Raw genomic sequence first — 13,347 nt, 5'->3', positions numbered from 1 at the left:
AGCGTTCATCCTGAGCCAGGATCAAACTCTCCATTGTATAAATTCCTACACTTACTCGTAAGTAAGCTGATGTCGAGTGCTGATCCGACTCGTATAACGAGTAAGTCTCGTTTCGTTGTCGCTTGTTAGACTCTCTACTCTTACGAGCAGAAAGCCTTACCTATTTGTCATTTCCAACTATTCAAAGAACGTGTGCCTCACCCTGTTGGTGAAACCGTGTGCTAGCCAAGCTAGCCGTGTTCTACTCGTATTCCCCGCCCCTCGTTCGGTTTGGGAGTGCAAAGGTACAACCCTTTTTTCGTTTCGCAAGTGAAAGTGAAAATTTATTTTTTCAACCTCCGACTCGTTTCCGTCACTCGCTTTCCCCCTTCCTCTCGAAGCGGGCTGCAAAGGTAAGAACTTTTTTGCCTACTTTCCAAACAAGGTGAAAAACTTTTCCCCTCCGTCGTTCGTAGCCCGCCTCCGTTCGATTTGGGACTGCAAAGGTAAGAGCTTAATTTCTCACTTTCCAAACCGGCAGAAAACTTTTTTCAAGCTTTGCTTTCCGGGTGTAGTGCCCGCCTCCGTTCGATTTGGGACTGCAAAAGTGCAGCATCCGTTTGGCACTTCCAAACCAATAAGCCAACTTTTTCGTTGAAGGCCGGCCCTATTCCGCTGCTTGTTTTGTCAGTGGACTGAGGTGTAACCCGTTAGGGGCAGGTAGAAGTTCACGAGCCGTTAAAGATTTTTAGGATCGTTTCTTATTGTCTTCCCTCTGCGGTGAAGAGGCTTTCTAAATGAGGCTTGACAGCGCGGGGGCGGCTGGCTTCATATTGATAGAGTCTTTTGCCCAACTGGCCTAGGAATGGCAAGCCAACTGATGTGTATTCGTATGCCCCGTCATTCAAAATACCGTCTTTGTTGACATAAATAACTGCGCTGAGCATGAATTCGGACTGCTGGGCGGAATCGGCGAAGTAGGCTACGTCGGCGAGGTAGCCGTGGGACATGCCCACTACATTATAGATATGTAAGCTGGGCTGGACGGAGGCGTCGGCGCTACGGCCATAATAGAGGTACTTCTTGTAAGCATCATAGAAGCGGCTGGACCGGTAGAACGAAAACTTAGAGGCGTGCGGCGTCAGGTGTAGGTATTGGCGTAGAAAAGCGTAATCGGTAATGGCAAGACGGAATTGCTGACCAGCGGTAACGTCGTTGGGGAAAAGAATGGCCTTGAGGATATCGGTTATGGATTGGAGTGGCAGGTAATTGGCGGTGGTGAAATCATAGGGCTCCTGGATTATCCGGCCGCCTGCTTGATAGGCGCGGCCTTTGGTTATGCGGCCGAGCGGGAAGCTGAGGGCACGGGAATTGACGGCGGCCGGCTGCTGGTAGATGGGCTGGCCTCCGCTGGCATAAAAGGTAAAGGGGTTGGTGTAGCGGTTGGCAGCGGTGTCGCAGGGGGCAAAGCGGCGCACGATACGAACGTCGGGGTAGCCCAGGCTCCAGAGCCGTTCGTTGAGCGGCCGTTGGCCCAGAAACTCGTAGAGGCGGTTGTAGGCGCCATTGTCGCTGACGAGCAGCATCCGCTTGATGTAATTGCCGACGGTATTGAGCTGGTCGGAGTCGGCGGGGGCGGCATACGGCACGGGGGTCTGGCAGCGGAAGGCCGTGCCAATCGAGAATGGGCTGTTGCGGGTGAGGCCGGGCTGCTGGAGTTGGTTGAGCTTTTCCAGCGCCAAGGCCGCCACTGGCAGTTTCACCAGGCTGGCGGGGTTGAAGTACTGCCGGGCGTTGAGGTGAAAGTTGTGCTGGGTGAAGTGGGGCCGGTTTTGCGCGTCGCGGTTTATCTGGGTATAAATAATCTGGACTTCGTAGTCGGCCGCCCGCTTGATAACCGGAGCCAGAGCGGGGTCGGAGCGCAGCAGGCTATCCAGCAGAGGGCTGTCGGCGGCGGGGGGGCGCACCGCCGGCGGGGATACGGGAGCTGCTGGGAGCCACGCAAGCAACGCCAGGCTCGGGAGCAGGAATAAACCTAGGATTTGGGCGCGAAGTGCAGTGGGCATATGCTTATATATAAGGTGCAGCGGAAAATAGAGCCGGTAATAAATCAAAACGGGGCTCCAACGGCATGGTTGGAGCCCCGAGGGTTGTTTTTGAGGCTGACTTAGCTGGCCGGAGCCGTGCGCCGCTTGGCCAGGAGCAGGTTCGAATCATTTTGGCGCCAATTGTAGCCAGTTCCGAAAGGCAAAGGCCGCGCTTTGTTAGTGGAGTCGGCGTAGGCTCGGGTAAGGGCCGGCTGATATTGCTTGGCAAAGAGGTTGATGGGCCGCTTGTAGGTGCCGTAGTAAGTAAACTTCCAATCGGCGGGGCGGAAATACTTCATGGCAATGCCCGAGTCGTCCTGCAGCACGTAGTTGCTGCGCTCCAGCACGAGGTTGCGCACTTTGGAGAAGTAGCTCTTGTGCATGAGGTAGGTGGCTGACTTGACGTAGGTCGTAACTGGGCCTAGGCTGCGGACATACTTCAGGGCCGCTTCCTTGGTAAGACCCAGTTTCCAGTCGCTGATATCGGCGGAGAGGTAGACAACGGTTTTCTCGCCGCCGTCTTTGCCACGCAGCTTAAGCTCGACGCCGGGCACCACGTTGAGCCCCGGTTTCTGGGCCGTGGCCGAATCAGCCTCGGTAAGCTGACCGTCGGGCGAGAGCACCACATACCGGAGCGTCTCCACCTGATGGTCGGTGCGGGCAGCAAAAAGCAGCAGCAGCGGCACTACCCCACCGATGTTGACGCGCTGGTTGGTTTTGGCGGCCGTTTTCAGAATGGAATTAGCCTTGCGCAGTGCATTGCTATCCGGCTTGCGGGAGTTCAGCTCCACGGCCATATCGTTGGTGCGGAAAAAGCTGAAGTTGAGCACCGACCACAACGAGGCCTTCAGGGCCGGGTACAGCTTCGGGTTGGCCAGCGTGCTGGCGCTGGGTACTGTGCCAATGGGCTCTAGTCCCATCAGCACATACGTTTGGCTGGTGGGAAACATCGTTACAACGTTGAGCAGGTCGGGGCCGCTGAAGGGGTAAAAGATGGTGGGGCTGGCGGCTCGTACCGAATCCAGCTCGGTGGCGGCCCACTGCTGAATCTTGCTGGTGCGGGTTTGATGATATTTCTCCCAGCTTTTATCGGCGTCGGCGGCGAAGGCCTGCCAGGCTGGAGAAGCCGTCAGAGGCCGCAGCGCACTTTGGCAGCTTACTTGGCTGCCGGCCATGTAGGCGGCCACGTCCTGCAGTTCGGTGGTATCGGGGGCAGCGGGTGCGGGCGGGGCCGTAGCTACCGAATCAGGCTTGGCAGGCGCGGCGGCGGGGGCAGGAGCCGGCTTTTCGGCGGCGGGCTTTTTTTGTTCGGAGCAGGCGGCCAGCAGAAGCACGAGAGCCGGCAGCACCCGGACGAAGGATAGGCGCATGGAAAAAGGTAGAAAGGAGAAGTAAGGAATATCGGTGAATACAAATGTATGGGGTTAAGCCGTAGCAGCTGAGCTTGGCGGCTCAGGCCTTGCGCAGCTGCTGCCCCACAAAGTACACCACGGCCCCCACGGCCAGGGTAGCCAGCCCGTAGAGCGACTCCAGCGGCTTGTCGCGCAGAATGAAAATCAGCGTCCAGCCACTCAAAGCCAGGAAGATCAGCGGAGTAACCGGGTAGCCCCAGGCGCGGTACGGGCGGGGCAGCTCGGGACGGCGCAGGCGGAGCACAAACAGGCCCAGCACCGTCAGAAACGTGAACAAACTCAGGATAAAGCCGGCGTAAAGCAGCACCTGTTCAAAAGTCGAAGTCAGGATGAAGGCCAGGGTCAGGCAGGTTTGCAGCAGCAGGGCCCGGACCGGAATACCGTTGTTGCTGACCACGGCCAGGCCGCGCAGGGCGGGCAGGTCCTCCCCCATCACCTGAATAATGCGCGGACCGGCAAAAACCATGGAGCTGACCGTGGACACGAGCAGCACGGCAATGACGGCGCCCATCAGGCGGCCAATACCAGCGCCGAAAATTTCACTGGCGGCCACGTAGCCTACTTCGAGCTGCCCGGCCAGCTTGGTAATGGGCGTGCCGTTGAGAAAGACGAAGTTGAGACCCACATATAATAAGAGTACCACGGCCGTGCCGGCCAACAGAATCCGGGGCAGGTTGCGCTGGGGGTTGGCCACTTCGCCGGTTAGGTAGACGGCGGCGTTCCAGCCCGAGTAAGCGTAGGAAACGTAAATCAGGGAAATGGCAAACGCCGGACTTAGCAGCTGCTGCCAGTCGGCGGCTTGGGGCAGGAAGGCAATGGGCTGCGGCGCGGCCACGGCCCAGCCGGCCCCGATAAAGACGACCAGCACCCCAACTTTAACGGCCGTAACGATTACCTGCAAGCGGCTGCCGGCCCGGCTGCTCACGCCGTGCACCGCCGTGAGCAGCAGCACCACGGCAATAGATAAGAGCTGCGGCGGTACGGTGGGCCACACGCTGGCGGCGTATTTGCCCAGGGCCATGGCCGCCAAAGCCGTGGGAGCGGCAAAGCCCACCGTGGCCGAAACCCAACCCGAGAGAAACCCTAAGGCCGGGTGGTAAATCTGGGACAGGTAATGGTATTCACCACCGGAGCGGGGCATGGCCGCCGCCAGCTCCCCGTAGCACAAGGCCCCGCACAGCGCAATTAGGCCGCCGATTATCCAGAGCATCAGCAGCGCAAAACCGCTCTGGATACCCAGCACCTGAAAGCCCAGGCTGGTAAACACCCCGGTACCGACCATGTTGGCAATGACAATGGCGGTGCCGGTGAGGAAGCTTATTTTATACGGTTGGCTAGCAGTAGGCTCGGGCATGCGGATGACGGATTAACCCTCAAAGATGCATATTCTACCCGCTTTAATCCTTCTTCGAGCCTGGCTGCCGGCTGGTCCGAACGCAACGAAGCCCGGCAGCAGTAACTGACGGGCTTCTGTAATAGTAGTGCAACGGGTATTAGGCCTGCACTTTGGGGCGCTTATAAAGCGGCACGGTGCTGCACGGCTCCCCGTACATAATGCTGGAGGCCACGGGCAGCAGCTTCTGCATGATGGCCACATAGGCGTAGGTCGGCACCGGAATATTGCCGCAGCCTTTGATAACCAGCTTAGCGTCGCGGAAGTCTTCGGGGTTGAGGGCGGCAATGGCTTCGTGGAAGAGCTCCTGCTCCAGCGCTTCGAGGTTGCCGAACACGTAGCGGTGGGCGTGGTTTTGGAGCTTGGAGGCCAGCAGCATATAGGCCCAGGTGGGCACAATGGCGTCGGCCGAGCAGATGATGGCCACATTCTTGCCGTCGTACTGGCTCCAGTCGTGAGTTTTGATGAACTCCCGGAAATCCTTTTCGCGCAGTATCAGGCCGTGAAACAGATTTTCCTTGATGTCATACACGACCCGCTCCCCGGGGTGAATAAACTCCTCCAGGTTGAGCGTGGTCAGGGCGCTTTGCGCCACGCGGTTGACGAAATCTTCCATGTTTATATATGTGAGAGCTCAGAGGTGAGAGCTTAGAACTTAGACTGTTTTTTCAACTTAGGGAGCCGGCTGCTTCTAGGCTCTGAGCTCTAAGTTCTAACCTTGGGAGTGGTGGTGTGTACTTCTTTCAGATAAAACGGCTCGTAGTAAGCCACGTCCCGGAAATCCTGGCGTTGGTAAGCCTGGTAGGCCAAGGTGCCGACGGCAATAGCTGAGGGCTCAATACCCGCCAGAAAACCCGCGTTGGTTGAATTTACGAGCGGAGCAAACTTCGCCGCGCCGTTGCCGAAGAATAACAAGCGGTGGTGGGCTAATTGTTCGACCAGCGTCTCCGAATCCAGAATGAGCGGGGCCGGGGCCAGCACTTCCCGGCCGTCGTGGGCGTAGAGGGCGCTGTATACTTCCATCCGGCGAGCATCGAGCATCGGGCAAAACAGCACATCTTCGGCCTGAGCCGTGTAATCAGCTACCTGCTGGGCTAGGGCTGGCAGCGTACCAACGGCAATGAGCGGAATATCCAGGGCGTAGCATAAGCCCTTAGCCGCAGCCCCGCCAATGCGCAAACCCGTGTACGAGCCAGGCCCATCCGACACGGCCACGGCGGCCAAGTCTTGCAGCGTGGTATTGGTGTTGTCCAGCAGCTGCTGAATCAGCAGACTCAGGTGCGAAGAGTGCGACTTTTCCAGCCGCAGTTCCGACTGCCCCACCAGCTGCCCGTCGCGGTGCAGGGCTATGGAACAAACCGGAGACGAGGTTTCGAGGGAAAGAATGAGCGTGGACATGGGACAAAGGTAACACTTCGTTTCCGCTGCCCTTCTACGTGAGGTATACCCTAAATACCACCCCTATTCGTTCGAACCGAATTTTCTCGGTTTCAAATATCTCCAATACCTGCTGCTCCCGATTGAGCATAAGTGGCATAATCAAACGGCCTCTGATTTCGACCACAAAAGGATTTAACTCCGCCCATTCCACTTCCCGCAAAGGATAAGGGCCGGTACTTGATAACTCAACATAATTTTCACCAGGAACAGCAAACCAGGAAGACCAACCACTAACCTCATCGGCAGCAAACAGCTTCATCCGGACCGCAATGCCGTACTCTGTACCCAGCCTATTAATAACTAAGTGAGTATTCATTGTGCCGTTCGAATACTTATTCGTCGGTGCCTAGGCGCTGCAGTGCTTGCTGGGCCCACCGATGCTCTTCCCAGATCTTGTTTAGGCGCGGCTGAATAAACCACACGCCAACCGGCCAGAAGAAGTACAGCAAAAATTCCTTCACGCCCTGGCTTACGTCGGGCCGACTACCGGTTTCGGTTGCTTTGAGCATGGAGCCGGGAAACCAGTGGGCATGCAGAAAGGCGAAGGCTGTAAAGAAAAACAGCCAGCCTCCCAGGCCCTCACCATGCCACTTAGTACTGGAAATATAGAAGTCCGGATCTTCCGATATGCTACTGTAGCTCCAGGCAGTTAACACCACAAATACACTAGTCAAAAACCAGCTCACGCTATATCCCGCCCGATTAGCCCGCAACTGGCTCAGGGCGTTGACCTGCAGCACTACCCAGGTCATGAGGAAAAATATGCTGATCAAACTCAGTATTCGGTCAGTGAACGGGTCTGTTATATACCACGAGACAAAATGCGGCATTAATAAGAAGAGAAATACCTGCCAGTGTTTGGCGCGAAGCGCTACATCATTCATTTCGACTCAAAAAATAAAAGCAGCCCCAAGATGAGGCTGCTTTCGTGTTTTACAAACTACTAGCTGTTACTTCCCGCCCGCCGTCTTGCGGTTGGCCTCCGGCCGGGTCTTGGCTTCTGGGGTGCCGGGCTTGAGCAGGGCCGCGTAGCGCGGAGCATCATTGATGACCTGCATAGCCGTCAGAATATTGGGGTCGTCGTCGAAGCTGGCCTCGATGCTGCCTTTCTGGAAGTAGTAGCGCGACACGATTTCCTGCTCCAGCAGCTCCCGGATTTCGGGCTTAAAGCGGTTCAAATCGTTGCTCTTGTTGGTCGACACCTTCTTGCGGATGGCTTCAATCTCGGCCTTCACGTCGTCGTAGTGCTTTTCCTCCTTAGCCTTCTTGGTCAAATCGGTCAGGCTTTTCTCCACGTCGGTGCTGTAGTTGATGTCCTTGCCGTTGAGGTACTGCACGAACTTCTGATAGTCGGCGTCGGAGAGCTGAAACTCGCGGGCCGAAGCAATAGTCGGGTGCTCGGACCGGTAGCGGGTGGCAAAGTCGAAGAGGTAGTTTTTCTGCAGCAGCACCCGGGTGATGTCGGCAATTTCCTTTTCCTGCACTTCCACATCGGGCGCCACGCCGCCGCCGTCGTACACGATACGGCCGCTCTGGGTTTTAAAGGCCGTGCGCAACGAGTCCGGAAACTTGCCCAGCGTGCCGTCGTCGGCGCGGTGGGCGTAATCGATTTCCTGAATGCAGCGGCCACTGGGAATGTAGTACTTGGCCGTCGTCACCTTGAGCTGGGAGTTGTAGCTCAACGGCCGGGTCGCCTGCACCAAGCCCTTGCCGAAGGTCCGCTCCCCGACCACCACCGCCCGGTCGTAGTCCTGCAGCACGCCCGACACGATTTCGGAGGCCGAGGCCGAGCGGCTGCTGGTGATGATAACCACCGGAATCTGGGTGTCGAGCGGGGCGTCGAGGGCCTTGTAGGTTTTATTCCACTCCGTGACTTTGCCCTTGGTGCTCACCACGTCGGTGCCTTTGTCGACGAAGACGTTGGAAATATTCACCGCCTCGTTGAGCAGGCCGCCGGGATTATCCCGAATGTCGAACACAATTTTCTTGGCGCCCATTTCCTTGAGCTTGCTCACGGCCAGGCGCACTTCCTTGCCGGCATCCACGGTGAAGCTGCTGAGCTGGAAATAGCCCACGTCCGCGGACAGCATGCCGTAGTAAGGCACATTATCGACCTGGATTTTGTCGCGGGTGATGTTGAGCTCCATCGGCTTTTCCTGGCCGTAGCGCGTCACTTCGAGCTTCACGGTCGAGTTGGCCTGGCCCTTGAGCAGCTTGCTGATGTCGGAGTTATTCTTCTTCTCCACATTCACGCCGTTGATGCTCAGAATCTCGTCGCCGGGCAGCAAACCGGCTTTCTGGGCCGGGTAGCCCTCGTAGGCGCTCTGCACGATGGTCTTGCCGGCCCGCTTCACCACCACGGCCCCGATGCCGCCGTACTGCCCGGTGGTCATGGTGCGAAAATCCTCGATATCGTCCTCGGGAATGTAGTTGGTGTACGGGTCCAGGGACTTGAGCATGGCGTCAATCCCGGTTTTGACCAGCTTGGCGGGCGTCACCTCGTCGACGTAAAACGTGTTTACCTCCTTGAACAGGGTGGCGAAAATGTCCAGGTTCTTGGCAATTTCGAAGTACCGCTCGTTGTCCGAAGCAGTCCGAAAGGAGGCGAGCAATGCGGCCCCGCCGAGAAGCAGGCCAGCAACGGTAGTTTTACGCATATAAACGACTAGAAGCGAGAAAAGTAGCTTACGACACTGACTCGGCCACGGCTGTGGGGGTTGCATCGGCTAACAAACGCTCTAGCCCTGAAATTAATTTTTTTTCTACCAGCGCGAAAGGCTTTTTTTCCTTACCGGTGTAGATAATGGCCATCGTGCCCACCGGGTGCCCGCCGGGGGCTTCGGTGAGGCGGTACTTATTGAGCCGGTAGGCCTCGCGCATCAGGCGCTTGAGGTAGTTGCGGTCGACGGCGCGCTTGAAGCTGCGCTTGGACACACTGACCAGCACCTGCGGCGGGGCCGAGGTGGGCGCCGGGGCCGGCAGCCACACGATGCGCAGGGGGTATAAACCAAAAGAAGAACCCCGGCCGAAAAGCTCCTCAATGAGCTTTTTGCGGCACAAGTGTTCTTCTTTCGGAAACGAATATGAACGCGCCCCCGGCGTCTGAGCCAAGGAAGGCGACACGGCAGGCGCCGTCAGCGGCTTAGCGCTTATGTTTTCCTTCGTCGGATACGGTCAGGCGCTTACGGCCTTTGGCACGACGACGGGCCAGCACGCTGCGGCCATTAGCGGTTTCCATACGTGAGCGGAAACCGTGCTTGTTGCGGCGCTTGCGCTGCGAGGGCTGAAAAGTACGTTTCATGATATTGTAAGAGACTCAGTGACAGGTAAGGCCGGCAAAGGTAAGACCTTGATTTGGAAAAGGCAATGCTTCGGCCAGCTTTTTCGAATTAACCCGCGAAAATGTCGGGTCGCCGGCCCCAAAGATACGCATCTACCTGCTGGGTTTTCCTGCGTAAAACAGATATGCCACGGCATAGCGGTTCCCGCGCGCTTACCCGTAGCTTTGCACCCACGTTCCCGGCCTCTCCCCGTCCCGCGTTCTATGATTCACTACTACGTTTCGTTTGCCAATCCGCTTACCTTTTACCTGCAGGTCCAGATGACCTTCGAAGTGGCCGCCACGGCCGCCGAGGCTCTGGAACTGCAACTGCCGGCGTGGCGGCCGGGCCGGTACGAGCTTCAGAACTTTGCCCAGAAAGTGCAGCGCGTGGTGGTGGAAGACGCCGCGACTAGCGAGGCTCTGCCCACGCGCAAGCTCACCAAAGACCGGTGGCAGGTAACGGGTGCCGCGGGCCGCACGGTGCGGGTGCGCTACAACTTCTACGCCCACCAGATGGACGCGGGCGGCTCCTGGCTCGACGAATCCCAGCTCTACCTCAACGGGGTGCAGTGCTTCATGTACGTGGAAGGACGGCAGGCCGAAACCTGCCAGCTGCAGCTGGAACTGCCTACCGGCTGGCAGATTGCCTGCGGCCTGCCCCAGAGTGGCCCCAATACGCTGCAGGCCCGCACCTTTGACGAGCTGGTAGACGCTCCGCTGATTGCCAGCCCCACGCTGGTGCAGCACACCTACGCCGTGCAGGGCATTCCCTTTTCCATCTGGGTGCAGGGCGAGTGCGCGCCCGACTGGCCCCGGCTGCTGCAGGACTTTGCGGCGTTTTCGGAAGAGCAGCTGGCGTTGTTCGGCGGCTTCCCAGTGCAGGATTACCACTTCCTGAACCAGATTCTGCCCTACAAGCACTACCACGGCGTGGAGCACATGAACTCGACGGTAATTGTGCTGGGCCCCGCCGAGCTACTGATGACCGAAGGGCTGTACAAGGAGTTGCTGGGCGTGAGCTGCCACGAGCTGTTTCACACCTGGAACATCAAGAGCATCCGGCCGGCTGAAATGCAGCCGTACGACTTCACCCGGGAAAACTATTTCCGCACCTGCTTTATTGCCGAGGGCATCACGACTTACTACGGCGAATACCTGCTGGCCCGCAGCCACGTGCGCACCGCCGAGCAGTACTTTGCCGAGCTCAACATCGTGCTGCGCAAGCACTACGACGACTACGGCCGCCACAACCTCTCGTTGGCCGACGCTTCCATGGATTTGTGGCTGGATGGCTATAAGCCCGGCGTGCCCGACCGGAAGGTGTCGGTGTACCACAAGGGCGCCTTGGCGGCCTTGCTGCTCGACCTCACGCTGCGCCGCCTGAGCAACCACCAGCGCAGCCTCGACGACGTGATGCGCCGCCTCTACCAGGAATTTGGCCTCACCGGAATTGGTTATACCGAGGACGACTACCTCCGCATTGTGACGGAAGTGGCCGGGCGCGACATGAAGACCTACTTCGACAAGTTCATCTACGGCACGGCCCCGCTGGAAGAACCCCTCGACAAAGCTCTGAGCTTCGTGGGCTGCACTTTGCACGCCGAACCGAGCGTGTCGGTGGCCGAGGGCGTATTTGGGTTCCGGGCAGTGGTCAAGAACGAGCGGACCGAGGTAACCGACATCCTGCCCGACTCCCCGGCCGCCGCGGCCCTAACCGTGGACGACGAAATCGTGGCCGTGAACGGGCGGCGGGTGGATATGAACCTGCAAAGCCTGCTCAACGACCACGCGGCCAGCTACGAAATCAGCGTGTTTCGGCAAAACCGGCTGCTGACCGTGACGCTGACGGGCAACCCTGGGCAGCAGTTTTGGGCCAAGTACACGGTGGAAAAGCTGCCCCAGGCTACGGCCGAGCAACAGGCCAGCTTCCGGCAGTGGCTCAAACAAGATTTTTAAGCGGCGCGTTTTTACCCCCAAGTCCATGTTTCGGCTTCGTGCCCTGCTTTTGTTGATTTCTCCGCATTTTTTGCTGTGGAGCTGTTCTTTTCGTGGTCCGGCCGAACGGATGCAGCCCAGCGTGCCGACGGCTACGCCGGCCGTGCCCGTGCCCCGGCCCACCCCGCCCCGCATCTACCGCCTGGAGCACCTCGATACGCTGGTGCAGCTGCCGGGCCGGGTGCTGAGCATTCATCAGGGCTCCCGCAACGTGTACGAGAAGCTGCCCCACAAAACCTGGCTGCCGCCCGAGCCCAAAACCGAGCAGGAAGAGCAGGAAATTGACCTGGAAGCCGAAGAGCGGCAGCGCCTGCGCACGGCCGGCCCCACGGTAAAGCGCGTGGGTGGCGCCCTGGTTCTGCGCCCTAGTGGCCTGAAACAGCCTCTGCGCCTGGTCAACAACCCGGCCGAGGACTACGAGAAAAACATCAGCTACGAATACGTGGGCAGCCTGCCCGAAATCAAACAGTGGCTGATTTCGGTCCACCTCTACGAGGGCGGCTACTTTCTGCTCGTGGACCAGCGCACCGGCCGCCGTACCCGGGTGTGGAGCCCGCCGGCCGTGGCCCCCGACGGCCGGCATTTCGTGTGCGGCAACTCCGACGTGCTGGCCCGCTACGAGCCTAGTGGCCTGCAGGTATGGCACGTAGACGGCCCGAGGCTGGAAAAGCTCTGGGAACGGCAAACCGAGTGGGGCGTGACCGGGCCGCGCTGGCTCGACAACAAAACTATCCTCTTTGAGCAGGATTTTTTCGACAACGGCGACGTGGACACCCGGGTGGTGCGCATGCAGGTAGTGCCGTAAGAGCCCGGCCGCTTCTATGGCCGAATTCCTATACTTGCGCATGAATCTCCCCCTTCGTTCCGTTTTCTGGGCAATGGCGCTGCTGCTTGGCAGCTGTAGCCAAGACCAGCCCGCCACTTCCAGTACTGCCCCTACCTCACCCGCCGCCGAACCGGCGCCAACGACGGCAGTACCCGCACCTGCCCCGCCGTCCGTGGCGCAGTCTTCCGCCGATGTCGTGAAAGCGACGGGCCACGACACGCTGCGTACGCACAGCGGCTTGGTCATAGCCGTACAGCCAGCGGATAAGGCCATCTGGCAGCAAACCCGTCCCGCCGCCCTGCCCCTGTGGCCCGATTCGGTGGAAGCTTCCCCGTTGGCCCAAACCGGCGGCCGAGTACAACGGGCTGGACTAGACCTGGCACTGAAGGCCACCAACGGCCGGACGGTAGTGCTGCGCAACGACACGACCGACAGTGAAAATGCCGTGCAGTACTCCTACTGGGGCCAATTGCCGGGCGCGCACCAGTGGGTGGTCAGCGTGGGATTGTGGGAAGGGCACAGCGTGGTACTCATCGATCAGCGGACCGGGCAGCGCACTGACATCTGGGGCCGGCCCGTTGCCTCCCCCGACGGCCGCTACATTCTGGCTAGCAACGCCGATTTGGCCGCTGCCTTCGACCCTAACGGCCTGCAACTGCTGCAGGTTGGTGCCAAAGGCCCCAAGCTCGTCTGGCAGCGGGAACTCATCAACTGGGGCCCAACCGAGGCCCGCTGGCGCCCCGACGGCAGCATCATCGTGCAGCAGGAGTTTGGCCCCACTGAAGCCGGCGCCGACCTGCCCGCGCGCTACGTGACGCTCCAGTTGCCGGCCGCCATCCGCTAGGCGCAATAAAAACGGGCCCGGCCGAAGTGTCGACCGGGCCCGTTACGGG

At 59.0% G+C, this 13,347-nt stretch carries 13 protein-coding genes; 3 read left to right on the top strand and 10 right to left on the bottom strand.

Annotated elements, in window-relative coordinates; all coding sequences use genetic code 11:
• Positions 1 to 740 precede the first annotated feature (740 nt).
• The 10 genes from CLV45_RS22665 to rpmH all read right to left on the bottom strand — a co-directional run bounded on the left by CLV45_RS22665 (position 741) and on the right by rpmH (position 9,612).
• The gene (locus CLV45_RS22665) at positions 741 to 2,045 is read right to left on the bottom strand and encodes a serine hydrolase (protein WP_100338761.1); all 1,305 of its coding nucleotides are present in this window, start codon (positions 2,043 to 2,045) and stop codon (positions 741 to 743) included.
• A gap of 101 nt (positions 2,046 to 2,146) precedes the next feature.
• On the bottom strand, positions 2,147 to 3,436 hold the full coding sequence (locus CLV45_RS22660) for a hypothetical protein (protein WP_100338760.1): 1,290 nt from the start codon (positions 3,434 to 3,436) through the stop codon (positions 2,147 to 2,149).
• An 82-nt stretch (positions 3,437 to 3,518) separates the two neighbouring features.
• On the bottom strand, positions 3,519 to 4,832 hold the full coding sequence (locus CLV45_RS22655) for an APC family permease (protein ID WP_100338759.1): 1,314 nt from the start codon (positions 4,830 to 4,832) through the stop codon (positions 3,519 to 3,521).
• A 139-nt stretch (positions 4,833 to 4,971) separates the two neighbouring features.
• Positions 4,972 to 5,487: a DUF2480 family protein gene (locus CLV45_RS22650; protein ID WP_100338758.1), complete on the bottom strand. Its 516-nt coding sequence runs from the start codon at positions 5,485 to 5,487 to the stop codon at positions 4,972 to 4,974.
• Between the two features lie 89 nt (positions 5,488 to 5,576).
• Complete coding sequence (gene tsaB / locus CLV45_RS22645) at positions 5,577 to 6,269, bottom strand: tRNA (adenosine(37)-N6)-threonylcarbamoyltransferase complex dimerization subunit type 1 TsaB (protein ID WP_100338757.1); 693 nt, start codon at positions 6,267 to 6,269, stop codon at positions 5,577 to 5,579.
• A 34-nt stretch (positions 6,270 to 6,303) separates the two neighbouring features.
• Positions 6,304 to 6,627, bottom strand: coding sequence for a DUF6678 family protein (locus CLV45_RS25120; protein WP_157807744.1), 324 nt, complete (start codon positions 6,625 to 6,627; stop codon positions 6,304 to 6,306).
• A gap of 16 nt (positions 6,628 to 6,643) precedes the next feature.
• Positions 6,644 to 7,195 carry a hypothetical protein gene (locus CLV45_RS22640; RefSeq protein ID WP_157807743.1) on the bottom strand — a complete coding sequence of 184 codons (552 nt, stop codon included), beginning with the start codon at positions 7,193 to 7,195 and terminating at the stop codon, positions 6,644 to 6,646.
• A 66-nt stretch (positions 7,196 to 7,261) separates the two neighbouring features.
• Positions 7,262 to 8,968, bottom strand: a complete 1,707-nt coding sequence (locus tag CLV45_RS22635; RefSeq protein WP_100338755.1) for a S41 family peptidase — start codon at positions 8,966 to 8,968, stop codon at positions 7,262 to 7,264.
• A 28-nt stretch (positions 8,969 to 8,996) separates the two neighbouring features.
• Positions 8,997 to 9,434, bottom strand: a complete 438-nt coding sequence (locus CLV45_RS22630) for a ribonuclease P protein component (RefSeq protein WP_262496906.1) — start codon at positions 9,432 to 9,434, stop codon at positions 8,997 to 8,999.
• Positions 9,435 to 9,453: 19 nt separating this feature from the next.
• The gene (gene rpmH, locus CLV45_RS22625; protein WP_100338753.1) at positions 9,454 to 9,612 is read right to left on the bottom strand and encodes a 50S ribosomal protein L34; all 159 of its coding nucleotides are present in this window, start codon (positions 9,610 to 9,612) and stop codon (positions 9,454 to 9,456) included.
• Positions 9,613 to 9,855: 243 nt separating this feature from the next.
• On the opposite strand from rpmH, the gene CLV45_RS22620 reads away from it, so the two are divergent.
• The 3 genes from CLV45_RS22620 to CLV45_RS22610 all read left to right on the top strand — a co-directional run bounded on the left by CLV45_RS22620 (position 9,856) and on the right by CLV45_RS22610 (position 13,298).
• Complete coding sequence (locus CLV45_RS22620; protein WP_100338752.1) at positions 9,856 to 11,589, top strand: M61 family metallopeptidase; 1,734 nt, start codon at positions 9,856 to 9,858, stop codon at positions 11,587 to 11,589.
• A 25-nt stretch (positions 11,590 to 11,614) separates the two neighbouring features.
• Positions 11,615 to 12,433, top strand: a complete 819-nt coding sequence (locus CLV45_RS22615; RefSeq protein WP_157807742.1) for a hypothetical protein — start codon at positions 11,615 to 11,617, stop codon at positions 12,431 to 12,433.
• Positions 12,434 to 12,626: 193 nt separating this feature from the next.
• On the top strand, positions 12,627 to 13,298 hold the full coding sequence (locus CLV45_RS22610; RefSeq protein ID WP_157807741.1) for a hypothetical protein: 672 nt from the start codon (positions 12,627 to 12,629) through the stop codon (positions 13,296 to 13,298).
• Positions 13,299 to 13,347 lie beyond the last annotated feature (49 nt).

Origin of the sequence: Hymenobacter chitinivorans DSM 11115 (assembly GCF_002797555.1) — a bacterium.
GTDB classification, from domain to species: Bacteria; Bacteroidota; Bacteroidia; order Cytophagales; family Hymenobacteraceae; genus Hymenobacter; species Hymenobacter chitinivorans.
This window is presented reverse-complemented; position numbering and strand designations above follow the sequence as displayed.